10 protein-coding genes and 1 pseudogene are annotated in these 15,750 nt (G+C 74.2%); all 11 read right to left on the bottom strand.

The window, feature by feature from the left end:
- Window positions 1-310 precede the first annotated feature (310 nt).
- Window positions 311-1,606: a uroporphyrinogen-III C-methyltransferase gene (gene cobA, locus ACFXHB_RS31265; RefSeq protein ID WP_380578047.1), complete on the bottom strand. Its 1,296-nt coding sequence runs from the start codon at window positions 1,604-1,606 to the stop codon at window positions 311-313.
- Between the two features lie 107 nt (window positions 1,607-1,713).
- Window positions 1,714-5,628 carry a nicotinate-nucleotide--dimethylbenzimidazole phosphoribosyltransferase gene (gene cobT / locus ACFXHB_RS31270; protein WP_380578048.1) on the bottom strand — a complete coding sequence of 1,305 codons (3,915 nt, stop codon included), beginning with the start codon at window positions 5,626-5,628 and terminating at the stop codon, window positions 1,714-1,716.
- Window positions 5,629-6,124: 496 nt separating this feature from the next.
- Window positions 6,125-7,390: a precorrin-6y C5,15-methyltransferase (decarboxylating) subunit CbiE gene (cbiE, locus tag ACFXHB_RS31275; protein WP_380578049.1), complete on the bottom strand. Its 1,266-nt coding sequence runs from the start codon at window positions 7,388-7,390 to the stop codon at window positions 6,125-6,127.
- 178 nt (window positions 7,391-7,568) lie between these two features.
- Entirely contained in the window at window positions 7,569-8,237 is a 669-nt protein-coding gene (locus tag ACFXHB_RS31280; protein ID WP_380578050.1) for a GNAT family N-acetyltransferase, read from the bottom strand.
- 205 nt (window positions 8,238-8,442) lie between these two features.
- The gene (locus tag ACFXHB_RS31285) at window positions 8,443-9,270 is read right to left on the bottom strand and encodes a MetQ/NlpA family ABC transporter substrate-binding protein (protein ID WP_380578051.1); all 828 of its coding nucleotides are present in this window, start codon (window positions 9,268-9,270) and stop codon (window positions 8,443-8,445) included.
- 58 nt (window positions 9,271-9,328) lie between these two features.
- Entirely contained in the window at window positions 9,329-10,066 is a 738-nt protein-coding gene (locus tag ACFXHB_RS31290; RefSeq protein WP_380578052.1) for a methionine ABC transporter permease, read from the bottom strand.
- The gene (locus tag ACFXHB_RS31295) at window positions 10,063-11,088 is read right to left on the bottom strand and encodes a methionine ABC transporter ATP-binding protein (RefSeq protein WP_380578053.1); all 1,026 of its coding nucleotides are present in this window, start codon (window positions 11,086-11,088) and stop codon (window positions 10,063-10,065) included. Before ACFXHB_RS31295 ends, ACFXHB_RS31290 begins: the two co-directional genes overlap by 4 nt.
- 559 nt (window positions 11,089-11,647) lie before the next feature.
- Window positions 11,648-12,151, bottom strand: coding sequence for a GNAT family N-acetyltransferase (locus ACFXHB_RS31300; RefSeq protein WP_380578054.1), 504 nt, complete (start codon window positions 12,149-12,151; stop codon window positions 11,648-11,650).
- 311 nt (window positions 12,152-12,462) lie between these two features.
- Window positions 12,463-12,729 carry a hypothetical protein gene (locus ACFXHB_RS31305; protein WP_380578055.1) on the bottom strand — a complete coding sequence of 89 codons (267 nt, stop codon included), beginning with the start codon at window positions 12,727-12,729 and terminating at the stop codon, window positions 12,463-12,465.
- 131 nt (window positions 12,730-12,860) lie between these two features.
- A pseudogene (gene argH, locus ACFXHB_RS31310) lies at window positions 12,861-14,249 on the bottom strand (argininosuccinate lyase); the annotation flags it as partial.
- 132 nt (window positions 14,250-14,381) lie between these two features.
- Window positions 14,382-15,575, bottom strand: coding sequence for an argininosuccinate synthase (locus ACFXHB_RS31315; protein WP_380578056.1), 1,194 nt, complete (start codon window positions 15,573-15,575; stop codon window positions 14,382-14,384).
- Window positions 15,576-15,750: the final 175 nt, after the last annotated feature.

The raw sequence follows: 15,750 nt of genomic DNA on the forward strand, positions 1-15,750 counted from the left end.
CTCGCCCCGTTGCGTTTTATCTCGCGTGGGTGGTGCTGGGGGGTGTGTCGGGGGGCTGTGTTTTGCTGGCCTCCGCTCCCACCCACGCCAAGCCTCTGCTGTTTGCAAAGGCGCACTTTGCAAACAGCAGAGGCGGGCCCGGGCCACCACCTGCTCGGTCGCGGCGCCGGGCCCGCACGCCCGGAGATGTGCCCGGAGCCCTGCCCGGAGACGTGCCCGGAGACGTGCCCGGAGCCCTGCCCGGAGCCCTGCCCAGAGGCGTGCCCGGAGGCGTGTCCGGAGGCGTGCCGCCGGACCGGCGCGGGGGGGCTCAGGCGGGGAAAGCCGGGAGGGTGGGGAACGCGGGGGCCAGGACGTTGACCACGTCGCCGATGACGATCACGGCCGGCGGCTTGATCCGCTCCGCCTCGACGGTGGCCGCGACCGTGGCGAGCGTGGCGTCCACCCGGCGCTGGGCCGCCGTGGTGCCCTCCTGGACGACGGCCACCGGCGTGTCGGCCGGGCGGCCGCACTCGATCAGCTTGTCCGCGATGGCGCCGATCTTGTCGACAGCCATCAGCAGGACCAGGGTGCCGGTCATCCGCGCGACGGCCTCCCAGTTGGTCAGCGACCGTTCGTCGGCCGGACCGACGTGCCCCGAGATGACCGTGAACTCGTGCGTCATCCCGCGGTGGGTGACCGGTACGCCGACCGCCGCCGGGACGCTGATCGAGCTGGAGATCCCCGGGACCACGGTGACCGGCAGTCCGGCCTCCGCGCAGGCCAGCAGCTCCTCGCCACCGCGCCCGAACACGTACGGGTCGCCGCCCTTGAGCCGGACCACGAACTTGCCGGCCTTGGCGTGCTCGATGAGCGTCCGGTTGATCGCCTCCTGGGCCATGAACCGCCCGTACGGGATCTTGGACGCGTCGATCACCTCGACGTGCTCGGGCAGCTCGGCGAGCAGCTCGCGCGGGGCGAGCCGGTCGGCGACCACCACGTCGGCGTCGGCGAGCAGCCTGCGGCCGCGCACGGTGATCAGGTCGGGGTCCCCCGGACCGCCGCCGACCAGGGCCACGCTGCCCGCGCCCGACGGCCGGGAGGCGCCGCCGACCCCGTGCGCGCGGTACTGGCGGGCGGCCAGCGAGCCGTCCCGCAGACCGTCCACGATGGCGTCGCGCAGGCCGGCGGAGTGCCGCGGGTCGCCGGTGAGGACGGCGACCGTGGCGCCCGCGTCGCGGCCGCTGGCCGGGGTCCAGGCGGTGGCGGCGGCCGCGTCGTCGCTGCGGGCGCAGAACACCCGCTCGCGCTCCGCCTCGGCGCTGACCGCCCCGTTGACCGCCGGGTCGTCGGTGGCGACCAGCGCGTACCAGGTGTCGGCCAGGTCACCGTCCTGGTAGCGGCGCCGGTGCCAGGTGACCTCACCGGCGTCGGCCATCGCCTGGACGGCGGGGGTGGTGGTCGGCGATATCAGGTGCAGGTCCGCGCCGGTGGCGATCAGCGCGGGCAGCCGGCGCTGGGCGACATGGCCGCCGCCGACCACGACGACGCGGCGTCCGGCGAGCAGCAGGCCGACCGGGTACGGGGTCCGGCCCTCGGTGCCGGGGTGCGGGTTGGGCGCGGTCATCGGCGGAACTCCTGGATCAGGGTGAGGGTGCGGTGGGGGTACGGCGCGGCACCGCTCCGCGCGCCGGCGCGCCCTCGGGCCGGTACACGGAGCGGTGCGGGCGGATGTCAGGCCTTCTCGGTGACCCCGGCGGAGTCGAACGTGGCTACATCGTGCATCGCCCGGGCCGCACTCTGCACCAGCGGGAGGGCCAGCAGGGCGCCGGTCCCCTCGCCGAGCCGCAGGTCGAGGTCGATCAGCGGACGCAGGCCGAGCTTGGCCAGCGCGGCCTGGTGGCCGGGCTCGGCGGAGCGGTGGCCGGCGATGCAGGCGGCGAGCACCTCGGGAGCGATCGCCTTGGCGGCCAGCGCGGCCGAACCGGCGATGACACCGTCCAGGATCACCGGGGTGCGCAGCGACGCCGCGCCGAGCAGGAACCCGGCGATGGCCGCGTGCTCCAGGCCGCCGACGGCGGCGAGGACGCCGATAGGGTCGGCCGGGTCCGGCTGGTGCAGGGCGAGCGCGGCGCGGACGACCTCGACCTTGCGGGCGTGGGTCTCGTCGTTGATACCGGTGCCGCGACCGGTGACCTCGGCCGGGTCGAGCCCGGTGAAGACCGCGATCAGGGCGGCGGAGGCGGTGGTGTTGGCGATGCCCATGTCGCCGGTGACCAGGGCCTTGTTGCCGGCGGCCACCAGGTCGCGGGCGGTCTCGATGCCGATTTCGAGGGCCTTGAGGGCCTCCTCGCGGGTCATCGCCGGGCCCTGGGTCATGTCCCCGGTGCCGGGCCTGACCTTGCGCGGCAGCAGGCCGGTGGTCCGGCCCTGCTGGATGGCGTCGGGCAGTTCGGCGGCGACCCCGACGTCGACCACACAGACCTCGGTGCCGATCTGCTTGGCGAAGGCGTTGATCACCGCTCCGCCGGCCAGGAAGTTGCCGACCATCTGGGCGGTGACCTCCTGCGGCCAGGGGCTGACGCCCTGGGCGTGGACGCCGTGGTCGCCAGCGAAGATCGCCACGCAGGCGGGCTCCGGGATCGGCGGCGGGCACTTGCGGGAGAGCCCGGACAGCTGCGCGGAGATGATCTCCAGCATGCCCAGCGAGCCGGCCGGCTTGGTCATCCGCTTCTGACGGTCCCAGGCCTCGCCGAGCGCCTTGGCGTCGAGCGGGCGGATCCCGCGCAGGGTCTCGGACAGCAGGCTGTGCGGCTCCTCGCCGGGCAGCGCGCGGTTGCCGTACTGCTCCTCGTGGACGACCCAGGAGAGCGGCCGCTTCTTGGCCCAGCCCTGCTGCTGGAGCTCGGGCTCGTCCGGGAAGGCGTCGACGTAGCCGACGCAGAGGTAGGCGACGACCTCCAGGTGCTCGGGCAGGCCGAGCTCGCGGACCATCTCCTCCTCGTCGAAGAAGCTCACCCAGCCGACGCCGAGGCCTTCGGCGCGGGCGGCCAGCCAGAGGTTCTCGACGGCGAGGGCCGCCGAGTAGGGCGCCATCTGGGGCTGGGTGTGCCGGCCCAGGGTGTGCCGGCCGCCGCGGGTGCGGTCGGCGGTGACCACGATGTTGACGGGCGTCTCGAGGATGGCCTCGATCTTGATTTCCTTGAACTGCTTGGCGCGGCCCTTGGGGAGCGAGTCGGCGTAGGCCTCGCGCTGGCGCTCGGCCAGTTCGTGCATCTTGCGGCGGGTCTTGGCCGAGCGGATCACGACGAAGTCCCAGGGCTGGGAGTAGCCGACGCTGGGCGCGGTGTGGGCGGCCTCCAGGACGCGGATCAGCACCTCGTGCGGGATCGGGTCCGGGCGGAAGCCGTTGCGGACGTCGCGGCGCTCGCGGATGACCTGGTGGACGGCCTCGCGGCCGGCGTCGTCGTACCCGGGGGCGGCCGGGCCGCGCGGCTCGGCGGGCTCCTCCACCGGCTCCTCGGCGGGCTCCACGGCGGCGGGCTCCACGGCGGCGGGCTCGCCGGCCTCGACCGCCTCGGGCTCCGCCTCGGTGGCCTCGGGCTCGGCCGGGTCCGTGGATCCGGCGGTGTCCGTGGATCCGGCGGTCTCGGCCTCGGGGGCGACGGCCTCGGCGGTGTCGGGCCCGGCTTCGGACTCGGCGGCCGGCTGCTCCGCGGGCGCCTCGGGGGTCGCGGGTGCGTCGGGAACGGTGTCGGTCTCCACAGCGGCGGTGGTCGTGCCGGCGGCCTCGGCCGGGGCCTCCTGCGACGGCTCGGCCTCCGCGACCACGACGGCCTGGCCGGAGGGCATCTCACCGGTGCCGACGGCGGTCTCGGCGGACACCTCGACGACGGTCCCGGTGTGCCCCTCGGCCTCGGCGGGCGCCTGGGCGGGGGTCCGGGTCTCGGCAGGGGCCTGGGCCTGCTCGTCGGCGCCCGCGGCCTGGATGTCGGCGGCAGGGTCTTCCGAGGCCTGGACGTCGGCCTGGATGTCCGAGGCCTGGATGTCCGAGGCCTGGATGTCCGAGGCCGGGGCTTCCGGGACCGGGGCCTCCGGGGCCACCTCGACGACGGGCCGCTCCGGCGCGGTGTCCGGGACCGGCTCGACGGCGGGAGCCTCGGTCTGCTCGGCGGCCGCTATGGGGGCGGACTGCTGCTCCGCGCCCTCGGCGAAGGCCTGGACCGGCTCCGTCCCCTCGATCTGCGGAAGGCCGTGCGGGGTGGGAGCGGCGAGGAAGGCGGAGATCCGGCGCGGCTGACCCGCCTGGGCGGCCGACGGCTGCGGCGCGGGCTGGACGGCGGCCTCGCCGGCCTGCTCCTCGGTGCCGGCCTGCTCCTCGGTGCCGGCCTGGGGAGCGGTCTGCTCGACGGCGGGCAGGCCGGCCGTCGCGGGGTCGGCGGCGGGCGCGGCCTGGGTCTCGGCGGGCTGCTCCGGCTGCCCGGTGGCGGGCGCCTGGGCCTGACCCGGCACGGGCTGGGCCTGCCCGGTGGACTGACCGTTCTGGTCGGCGTTCGGCTCGACGACGGGCTCCGCACCGGTCTCGGGCGCCGGCCCGGCGACGAGCGCCTCGGCGGCCACCGTCGCGTCGACGGCCGGACCGGCCACCGCCACCGCGTCCACCAGCTGCGCGGCCGCCTCGGCGACGGGGGCCTCGGTCTGCTGCGGGGCCTGCGGCGCGTCCTGGACCGGCGGGACGCCCTGCACGTCCGACAGCGGCTGGGCCGCCGGGGCCACCGGCTGCTGAGCCACCGGCTGGGCCGGCGCCAGGGGCGGGGCCGGCACGGGCGCGGCGGCCTGCGGCTCCGGCTGTCCGACGACGACCGGGATGCCGTGGGCGGGGGTGCCGCCCTGCGACGGGCCGCGGTCGGCGAGCGAGCGCACCGGGACCTGGCCGGTCATCAGCGACGGGTCCGGGATCGGGGGGCCGGCGTGCAGCGGGCGGCGGGGCTGCTGAGCCGCCGTCAGCGACTCCTGTCCCTGCGGCTGGCCCTGCGGCGGGAGCGGGTTCTGCGGGGCCTGGCCCTGGAGCGGCGCCGACTGCGGGTGCCCCTGGAACTGCTGGACGGCCGGGTCGGCCGCGCCGAGCAGCGGCGGCTCCAGCGGCGGCCAGGAGGGCTCGACCGGGGTGCCGGGAACGCCGTGCTGGTCGCCGGGGCCGGCCACCGGCGGCTCGCCCCAGGAACCCTGCGGACCGGGCATCAGCAGCACGTCGTCCTCGTCGTCCAGGAGGTCCGGCTGGTCGGGCTGGTCAAGGAAGTGGAACGCGGGGCGCGGGGCGCCCGGGTCGGCTCCCCAGCCCTCGCCGGGAGCGCCCTGGACGCCGTAGCCGGTCGCGCCGAACGGCTGCGGCGGGCCGACGAGGCCCTGAGCGGGAACCGTGCCGATGCCCTGCGGCACCGCACCGGGCAGGCCGTTCCCCGGCGCCGCGGGGTTCGGGATCAGCGCGGGGTTCGGGATCGGGCCGCCGTCCAGCGCGACACCCTGCACGGGTGCGACGCCCTGCACGGGTGCGGCGGTCGCGACGCCCTCCGGGCCGCCGAGTGGGTCGGACCCGGCGAGCAGGTGCTCCGGCAGTCCCTCGTTCGGGACGTGGCCGCCATCGGTCATGTCAAAGCTCCTTCCAGGCCGCTGCCGCGCCCTTGGCGACGCGATCACCGACCGCAGCGCCCATCCGCACGGGCCAGGCCTTGCAACCGGCCCGCCCCTCAACCACACGCGGCCGCCGCGCCGAGGCGCTGCGGCCGAAGTCCTTCCGGCGCGCTGCGGCACCCCGGCCCGCGCACCACCCGGGTGGGGCGGCGCGCCATCTGAAACAACGACGAGGCGGGGCAACCGGCAACGACCGCACCGGACCCTACGGCATTCTCCAGGTCCGGCACGCGGCCCGTCGAATTGCCCACACTCCGAGCCGTTCCGGGTTGCACCGCGTCAAAAAGGCGACAAACCGACCGGATCGGGCGGGCCACCGGACGCCGCAGCCGTCCCGGACGCCACACTACCGGCCCGGCGCCACCACCTCTCGAATCGGTGTCCGGATGCGACCTGGATCACCGCCCGGGGCCCGGAATCACCACCGCGGCGACCGGTGGGCCGCACCTCGCCTTCACACGATCTGCTCACCCCAGAGCAGGAGCACACCGGGCTCCCCCGCCGCGAGCCCCAGGCCACCGTCGGGTCCGGCCGGTCGCAGCGGCGTGAACTGCAGCAACGCGCCGTCGGCCCGGTAGCCGGCCGCCACCACGGCGCGGCGGATCTCCTCCGCCTCGGCGAGGGTGCGGGTCACCGCCACGAACCGCTCGGGCCGACGGGCCAGGACGGCACGCACCACCGCGATGCCACCGGCCTCGACGACGGCCGCGTCGGGCTCCGGCAGTCCGCCGAGCACCTCCGGGCCGGAGCCGTGGACGGTCTCCACCTCGACGCCGAACCGCCGGGCGTTGACGGTCAGCCGGGCGCAGGCGGAGCGGTCGGCCTCGACCGCGACGACGGCCGCGCCGAACCGGGCGGCCTCGACGGCGAGCGCGCCGCTGCCCGCGCCGACCGACCAGACCAAGTCCCCCGGGCGGGCGCCGAGCCGGGCCAGCACGAGGGCGCGCGCGTGCGCGGGCAGCGCCTCCGGTGCGCCGGGCGCGTCTTCCGCGCGCCCGGCGCCCGTGTAGGCGTCGCCGGGGAGCGCCCAACCGCGGTCCGGGCCGGGGTAACCGACCGGGCGTCCGGCCAGCCAGCCGGCCGCCTCGCCCACCGCGCCCGCCTGCGGGCCGCCGCTGTTGCCGCCGATGACCAGCACCACGTTCGGATCGCGCCAGCCGTGGTCGGCGACCCGGTCGGAGGTGAGGACGGTGACGTCCTCCTCGGGGGTGCCGAGGGACTCGCAGACCACGAAGGTGCGGTGCACCCCGCGCAGCATCAGGGCGAGTTCGCCCGGCCCGGCGCCGGGCGCGGTGAGCACGGCCACCTTGGGGTGGGCCCGGCAGATGTTCGCGGCGCGGCGCAGCCGTCCCCCGTGGGCGCTGACCACCTGGGCGTCCTCCCAGGGCATGCCGGCGCGGGCGAAGGCGGTGGCGACGGTGGAGACGGCGGGCAGGACTTCGAGTTCGAGGCCGTACTCGGGGCGGCGCAGGGTGCGTACGACGCCGAAGAACCCGGGGTCGCCCTCGGCCACGACGACGGCGGCGCCGCGGTGTTCGGCGATCCGGCGGGCCGCGAGCCGGACGTTGCCGAGGACGAGCCGCTCGGCGGCGGGGGGCACCGGGAGGGCGTTGAGCTGGTAGGGGGCGCCGGCCACCAGGGTGGCGGCGGCGAGCGCCGCGCCGGCGGCCTCGGTCAGCGGGGTGCCGTCCCACCCGATGACCGTGATCCGGTCAGCCATCTGCGGCCGTTCTCCCTCGCCTCGGTGCGCCGACATGCCGCGCCCGCGTACGGCGCCGCTGGAGAGGCTACCGGGTGTGTTCCCCTCCGCGCCGACATCTCGTACACATGTCCGGCAGTCGTCGGCCGCCGCTCCCCCGCCGGCCACCCGGCGGCCCGCCGGGCCGGGTGCGGCCGGGTCAGTCGCGCAGGACGTAGCGCTGGTCGCCGCGCCAGGCGCCGGCCGGCTCGGCCGGGTCCTCCATGTCCTCGGGGAGCAGGCTCCACAGGATGAGGTCGCTGCGGCTCTCGGTGCCGCGCCGCGGGCCGGCCGGCGCTCCCGCCCCGCCCGAGTCGCCGGAGTCGCCGCGGACTATCCAGGCACTGCGCAGCACGCCCTCGCTGATCGCGCCGACCTTCTGGGCGACCTGCTGGGCGGCGGTGTTGCCGGCGGCGGTGCGCATCTCCAGGCGCAGGAAGCCGCGGTCCTCGAACAGCCACTGCGCGGTGCCGAGGACGGCCTCCGGCGCGTAGCCCTCGCCGCGGGCCCAGGGGGCGGTGACGTAGGCGATCTCGGTGGCGCGCAACCGCCAGTCGGTGTTGCGCAGTTCGACCAGGCCGACCAGGCGCTCGGTGAGGTGTTCGGTGACGGCGAAGACGATGCCCCGGCCGGCCAGCCGGTGGGCGGGGGCGAGGGTGCGGGCGAGTTCGGCGGCGTAGGCCTCGGTGAAGGGGTACGGGAGGTCGGTCCAGTCGAGGACGAGTTCGTCGGCCATCATCGCGACCAGGCCGGAGGCGTCGTGCTCCGCAAGGGGGCGCAGCAGCAGCCGTTCGGTGCTGATGGCGGTCTCGGGGAAGCTCGCTGCCATGCCGTCTCTCCTCGCCGGGTCGTGGACACACCGTACGCCTCGCCGGTACTCCCGGTGTCGCGCGGTGCGCGGACCGCACGACGGTACGTCAGAACACGGTCGGTCAGGGCACCACTGGTGCATACTGCCCGACCGGGCCCCCGCCGAGGTGCGGCGGGGGCCCGGTCGTGGTGGCGCGGGTCGGCGGTACCGGGTGGGGCGCCGGTCAGAACGCCGGGATGACGGAGCCCTTGAAGGTGTCGTCGATGTACTTCTTGACCTCGGCGGAGTGGAGCAGCTCGGCGAGCTTCTTGACCCGGGGGTCGTTCTCCTTGCCCTGCTTGACCGCGAGGATGTTGGCGTAGGGGTTGCCCTCGGCCTTCTCCAGCAGCAGCGAGTCACCGGCGGGCTTGAGGCCCGCGTCGAGGGCGTAGTTGCCGTTGATGACGGCGGCGTCGAGGTCGTCGATGGAGCGGGGCAGCTGGGCGGCCTCCAGCTCCTTCCACTTGAGGTTCTTCGGGTTGGCGGTGACGTCGGCGGGGGTAGCGGCGGTGCCGACGCCGGCCTTGAGGGTGATGAGGTTGTTGTCGGCGAGCAGCTTGAGCGCGCGCCCCTCGTTGGTGGCGTCGTTGGGGAGGCCGACGGTGGCGCCGTCCTTGAGGTCGCCGATGGTCTTGACCTTCTTCGAGTACACGCCCAGCGGCTCCAGGTGGACCGGCTCGACCGAGACGATCTGGGTGCCGTGCTTCTTGTTGAAGTCCTCCAGGTACGGCACGTGCTGGAAGTAGTTCGCGTCGGCCGAGCCGTCCTGCACCGCGGTGTTGGGGGTCACGTAGTCGGTGACCTCCTTGATGGTGAGCTTGAGGCCGGCCTTCTCCGCGAGGTTGTCCTTGACGTACTTGAGGATCTGGCCGTGCGGGGTGGGGCTGGCGACCACGGTCAGCGGGGCGTTCGGGTCGGAGGAGCCGGACGAGCCGGAGCTTCCGCAGGCCGCCAGCGAGAGGGCGATGCCGGCGGTGGCGATGACGCTGGTGAACTTCAGGGCGTTGCGCACGAAAAGTGCCTTTCTGCGTGATACGGGGAGCCGCGTCCGGAGGCGGACGTCGGGAGGTCTAGGAGGCGACGAGGTCCTCGTCGGGGGCGGCCGGGGCCTTGCCGCGCCGGCCGAGCAGGCGGGTCCGGCCGCCGCCGCGGCCGCGGTTGGCGAGGCGGCCCACGGCCCAGTCGCCGAGCAGCTGGACGACGGTGACGATGATCACCAGTTCCGCGACGATGATCCACATGAAGGCGGTCTCGAAGCGGAAGTAGCCGTAGTTGATGGCGAGGGTGCCGAGGCCCCCGCCGCCGACCACGCCGGCCATCGCGGAGTAGCTGATCAGCGTGATGACCGTGGTGGTGACCGAGGCGACCAGGCCGGGCAGCGACTCGGGGAGCAGCGCCTTGCGGACGATCGTCCAGGTGGAGGCGCCCATGGCCTGCAGGGCCTCGACCAGGCCGCGGTCCACCTCGCGGACGGAGGTCTCGACGAGCCGGGCGAAGAAGGGGATCGCGCCGATGGTGAGCGGCACGGTCGCGGCCTCCCAACCGATGGAGGTGCCGACCAGCCAGCGGGTGAAGGAGATCAGGGCGATCATCAGGATGATGAACGGCACCGAGCGGACGATGTTCACGACCGCGCCGAGCACCTTGTTGACCGGCCGGTTCTGCAGCAGCCCGCCCTTGTCGGTGAGCACCAGCAGCACGCCGAGCGGCAGGCCGACCAGGACGGTGCCGACGGTGGAGACGCCGACCATCTGGAGGGTCTCCCAGGTGGCGGGCCACATCAGTTCCTGCATCTGGTCCCAGGTCATGCCACCGCTCCGTTCGCCGCGTCGAGCACGTCCACCTGCAGGCCCTGCTCGCGCAGGAAGCCGATCGGCACCACGTTGTCCTGGTGGCCTCCGGGGAGCTGGACCCGCATCCGGCCGACCATCCGGCCGGCGATGGTCTCGACGGCGGCGCCGAGGATGTTGATGTCGATCTGGTAGGTGCGGGCGAGCTGGGAGACGAAGGGCTGGGCGGAGGTGTCGCCCTGGAAGGTGATCTCCAGCACGGTGCTGCCGGGCCGGCCGGTGCCGAACTCGCTGAGCGGGAAGAGTTCGCGGGCGAGTTCCGAGCCGGGCTTGGCCAGCAGGTCGGTGAGTTCGCCGGACTCGACCACGCGGCCGCCGCGCATCAGGGCGGCGGAGTCGCAGACGGACTTGATGACGTCCATCTCGTGGGTGATCAGCAGGACGGTGAGGCCGAGCTGCTGGTTGAGGTCGCGCAGCAGCTTGAGGATCGAGCGGGTGGTCTCGGGGTCGAGGGCCGAGGTGGCCTCGTCGGAGAGCAGCACCTTGGGGTCGCCGGCGAGGGCGCGGGCGATGCCGACGCGCTGCTTCTGGCCGCCGGAGAGCTGGCCGGGGTAGCTGCGGGCCTTGTCGCCGAGGCCGACCAGGTCGAGCAGTTCGGCGGCCTTGCGGCGGCGCTCGGTGCGGTCCAGGCCGATGATCTCCAGCGGGAGTTCGACGTTCTGCTGCACGGTGCGGGAGGCGAGCAGGTTGAAGTGCTGGAAGACCATGCCGATCCGGCGGCGGGCCTCGCGCAGCTCCTTGCCGGCCCGGTTCTCGCCGCCGGCGAGCGCGGTGAGCTCGACGCCGTCCACGGTGACGGTGCCGGAACTGGGGCGTTCGAGCATGTTGACGCAGCGGATGAGGGTGGACTTCCCGGCACCGCTGGTGCCGACGACTCCGTAGACCTCGCCGGGGCGCACGTGCAGGTCGACGCCGGCGAGGGCGGTCACCTCGCGGCCGCGGGCGCGGTAGACCTTCGTGAGGTCCGTGGTGGTGATCACAGCTGCTTCCGTGGGTCGGGGGTGGACGGCGTTGGGCCGCCGGACCGGGTCGCGGTCGGCGGGACGGACGGTGTCGCACCAGGGGGGATCCGGACCTGCCACCTCTTGATCGTCGCCGCTGGCCGGGCGGGCCGCGCGACGGCGTGGCCCTTACGAGTCATCAGGGAGCGCCACCGGCCCGTGGGTGGGCAGGCGGAGGCGGTGGGTGGTGCCGTGGCAGGTGGGGTCTGCTCGCACGGACGGGAGCAGACCGGGTCTCGCTTCGGGGCGCGAGGGGGAGGACCCCGGCCGGCGGCCGGGGAGGGGACGGTGGCCCTCAGCGGTGACACATTCGACGACACATGGCGCGCTCACCTGCCGGCAGGGTGCCGGTGGGGGTCCATTTCGTCGTCGCAGTCATGTGAGCCAGTAAATCAGATGGGTCGATTTCGTCCCAACTATTTGGATCCGCTGTCCGCAATGCGGACAACAACCGCCATGAGCTGCGGCGATGCGGCTCGGCGCCGCCTCCGGATGGTCCGGATGGCGGCGGCGCCGAGCACTGCGGGGGGCGGGGGGCTCAGGCGGTGGCGGCGAGCGGCGCGACCGCCGGCTTCTCCAGGTGGACCAGGCTCGGGCCGCCCTCGACGTGTTCGACGGCGGTCTGGCGGTACCCCTGGCGGGTGTAGAGGCGCAGGTTGCCCACGCTGCGGTGGCCGGTGAACAGGCGGTAGGCGGTCACCGGGCGGCCGTCCGCGACCAGGCGGCGCTCCAGGGCCTCCAGCAGACGGCCGCCGAGGCCGTGGCCCCGCATCCGGGGGTGGACGACCAGACGCCCTATCCGGCCGATGCCGTCGGGGTCGATCCGGCCGCGGACGGTGCCGACCACCTCGTCGCCCAGCCGGGCGACCAGGACGTACTGCTCGGTGAGTTCGTCCCGCAGACTCCCCAGGGTCTGCGTCAGCGGCTCCAGGTTCCAGTCGCCGTAGAGCGCGGCCTCGCTCTGGTAGCCGAGGTACTGCAGCTTGAGGATCTGCTCCGCGTCCTCGGCGTCCGCCACCGAGATGATCACGCTCATGCCCATGTGCTGGGGCCTCCCCATCGTCGTGCCCGGCGCGCGAACGTGAGGGTGTCGCACCGGATGCCCTGCCGGAGGTGTCCCGGCCGGGGATCGGTCCTGGCCGGGGTGGCGCGCGAACGCACCGGTCGCGCGGCCCGGTGGGGCCACGGCGAGCACGGCACGCTCACGCTCAGTATCCGAGTGATCGCGTCGCCGTCAAGGGCTGCGTTCGCCAGCGCTCTACCCGCGTGTCAGCTGCTCTCAACCTTCCGGCCGTGCGACGTGGCGAGGGTCACGTCGCACGACCGGGAAGGGGCGGCGGGTCGCCCGGGGGCCTAGGGGTAACGCTCGGCGTGCAGGGCCAGCCGCAGACAGGCGAGGCAGCGGGAGCGGGTGGGGCCGATCGAGCCGCGCGGCATGCCGAGCCGCGCGGAGAGTTCGCGGTAGCTCGGCGGCGGGTCCTCGGCGAGGGCGGCGACGAGCTGCGGGCAGCGGCCGGGCAGGGCGGCCACCGCCTCCCGGACGAGGCGGCGCCGCAGGTCGGCGAGAACCACGTCCTCGGCGGAGGGGACGACAGGAAGGTTGGTGCACATACCGTGCATGACCGGCTCCGGGCCGGACCGGTTACGGCCGGCCCGGCGTGTGCGCGCGAAGGGGGCGCGGCGGTCGACCCGCCACGCCCCCTCGCGAGGAGTACCGCCCGGCGTCCGGGGCGTACCGCCCGGACCCGGTGTCAGCCCTGGACCCAGTCCTCCTGGAGCGCCAGGTCGGCCTTCACCTCGGCGAGCTGGACGGCCACCGCCGAGGGGGCCGTGCCGCCGCGTCCGCTGCGCGAGGCGATCGCGCCGTGGACGTTGAGCACCGTGCGCACCTCGGGCGTCAGGTGCGCGGAGATCCGCGCGAACTGCTCGTCCGTCAGGTCGGACAGCTCGATGCCCTGCTGCTCGCAGACCTTGACGCAGGCACCGGCGACCTCGTGCGCGACCCGGAACGGCACACCCTGCTTGACCAGCCACTCGGCGATGTCGGTGGCGAGCGAGAAGCCGGCCGGGGCGAGCTCCTCCAGCCGCTCGCGGTGCACGGTGAGGGTGGCCATCATGCCGGTGAAGGCCGGCAGCAGCACCTCCAGCGTGTCGCAGGAGTCGAAGACCGGCTCCTTGTCCTCCTGGAGGTCCCGGTTGTAGGCGAGCGGCAGCGCCTTCAGCGTCGCCAGCAGGCCGGTCAGATTGCCGATCAGACGGCCGGACTTGCCGCGGGCCAGCTCGGCGATGTCCGGGTTCTTCTTCTGCGGCATGATCGAGGAACCGGTGGAGAAGGCGTCGTGCAGGGTGATGAAGCCGAACTCCTTGGTGTTCCAGATGATCACCTCCTCCGCGATCCGGGAGAGGTTGATCCCGATCATCGCGGTGACGAAGGCGAACTCGGCGACGAAGTCCCGCGAGGCCGTCCCGTCGATGGAGTTGCCGACCGAGCCCCGCTCGAAGCCGAGTTCGGCGGCGACCGCCTGCGGGTCCAGGCCGAGCGAGGAGCCGGCCAGCGCGCCCGAGCCGTACGGGGAGACGGCGGTGCGGACGTCCCACTGGCGCAGCCGCTCGGCGTCCCGGCCGAGGGCCTGCACGTGCGCGAGGACGTGGTGGGCGAAGAGGACGGGCTGCGCGTGCTGGAGGTGGGTGCGCCCCGGCATGGCGGTGTGCGGGTGTTCCTCGGCCAGGCCGACCAGGGCGTGCTGGAGGTCCAGGATCAGCCCGCCGATGATCCTGGCGTGGTCGCGCAGGTACATCCGGAACAGCGTGGCGATCTGGTCGTTGCGGGAGCGGCCGGCCCGCAGCTTGCCGCCCAGTTCGGCACCGAGCCGCTCCAGCAGGCCGCGCTCCAGCGCGGTGTGGACGTCCTCGTCGGCGACGGTGCCGGTGAACGTACCGGCCTCGACGTCGGCCAGCAGCCGGTCGAGCCCGGCGATCATGTCGTCGAGCTCGGCGGGGCTGAGCAGCCCGGCCTTGTGCAGGACCCGGGCGTGGGCCTTCGAGCCGGCGATGTCGTACGGCGCGAGGCGCCAGTCGAAGTGCACCGAGGCCGAGAGCCGGGCCAGCGCCTCGGACGGGCCGTCGGCGTCGCGCGCCCCCCCGTTGGGGAGGGCGGCCTTGGGGGGGGGGGGGGGGGGGGGGGGGGGGGTGGGGGGGGGGGGGGGGCGCCCCGGGCGGGGGGGGGGCGGGGCGGGGGCCCGGCGGGTGGTCGGACGACCGGGCGGAGCGGATCAGCCGAGGTCGCGGCGGGCGGCGATCTTCGAGGACAGCCCGAAGATCTCGATGAAGCCCTTGGACATCGACTGGTCGAAGGTGTCGCCGGTGTCGTAGGTGGCGAGGTTGAAGTCGTACAGCGACTGGTCGGACTTGCGGCCGTTGACCACGGCCCGGCCGCCGTGCAGCACCAACCGGATCTCGCCGGAGACGTGCTGGTTGGCCTCGTTGACGAAGCCGTCCAGGGCGCGCTTCAGCGGCGAGAACCAGAGGCCGTCGTAGACCAGCTCGGCCCAGCGCTGCTCCACCTGCCGCTTGTAGCGGGCGAGCTCACGCTCGACGGTGACATTCTCCAGGGCCTGGTGGGCGGTGATCAGGGCGATCGCGCCGGGGGCCTCGTAGATCTCCCGGGACTTGATGCCGACCAGCCGGTCCTCGACCATGTCGAGGCGGCCGACGCCCTGGGCCCCGGCCCGCTTGTTGAGCTCCTCGATGGCCTGCAGGACGGTCACCTTGCGGCCGTCGATGGCGACCGGGACGCCGGCGTCGAAGGTGATGACCACCTCGTCGGCCTCACGCGGGGTGGCCGGGTTCTGGGTGTACTCGTAGACGTCCTCGATCGGGGCGTTCCAGATGTCCTCCAGGAAGCCGGTCTCGACGGCACGACCGAAGACGTTCTGGTCGATCGAGTACGGGGACTTCTTGGTGGTGGCGATCGGCAGGCCCTTGGCGTCGGCGAAGGCGATCGCCTTGTCCCGGGTCATCGCGTAGTCGCGGACCGGGGCGATGCACTTCAGCTCCGGGGCCAGCGACTGGATGCCGACCTCGAAGCGGACCTGGTCGTTGCCCTTGCCGGTGCAGCCGTGGGCGACGGTGGTGGCGCCGTGCTTCCGCGCGGCGGCGACCAGGTGCTTGACGATGGTCGGCCGCGAGAGGGCCGACACCAGCGGGTACTGGCCCTGGTAGAGGGCGTTGGCCTTGATGGCCGGGAGGCAGTACTCGTCGGCGAACTCGTCGCGGGCGTCCGCGACCTCGGCCTCGACGGCACCGCAGTCCAGCGCACGCCGGCGGATGACCTCCAGGTCCTCGCCGCCCTGGCCGACGTCGACGGCGACGGCGATGACCTCGGCGCCCGTCTCCTCGGCGATCCAGCCGATGCAGACGGACGTGTCCAGACCGCCCGAGTAGGCGAGTACGACGCGCTCGGTCACGGCTTTCTCCTTCACAACTGTGCGAACAGGCTTACGGCGATAGGCATAAGTATGCACTACACCGTATGGATTTCAAAACCCCTGCCGAGAAGTCGGCGACCCCGCGGTGGGACCGGGGGCCGAAGGGGCGGCGAGCGAGTGGTGACGGGGGTGGCGGCGCGGCTGGTGACGGCGT

It is taken from the genome of Kitasatospora sp. NPDC059327 (assembly GCF_042752535.1).
Taxonomy (GTDB): domain Bacteria; phylum Actinomycetota; class Actinomycetes; order Streptomycetales; family Streptomycetaceae; genus Kitasatospora.

Coding starts and splice junctions, on each gene's coding strand:
- cbiE (WP_380578049.1), bottom strand. CDS start 7,390: ATGGCTGACCGGATCACGGTCATCGGGTGGGACGGCACCCCGCTGACC.
- ACFXHB_RS31280 (WP_380578050.1), bottom strand. CDS start 8,237: ATGGCAGCGAGCTTCCCCGAGACCGCCATCAGCACCGAACGGCTGCTG.
- ACFXHB_RS31300 (WP_380578054.1), bottom strand. CDS start 12,151: ATGGGCATGAGCGTGATCATCTCGGTGGCGGACGCCGAGGACGCGGAG.
- cobA (WP_380578047.1), bottom strand. CDS start 1,606: ATGACCGCGCCCAACCCGCACCCCGGCACCGAGGGCCGGACCCCGTAC.
- ACFXHB_RS31305 (WP_380578055.1), bottom strand. CDS start 12,729: ATGCACGGTATGTGCACCAACCTTCCTGTCGTCCCCTCCGCCGAGGAC.
- ACFXHB_RS31290 (WP_380578052.1), bottom strand. CDS start 10,066: ATGACCTGGGACCAGATGCAGGAACTGATGTGGCCCGCCACCTGGGAG.
- cobT (WP_380578048.1), bottom strand. CDS start 5,628: ATGACCGATGGCGGCCACGTCCCGAACGAGGGACTGCCGGAGCACCTG.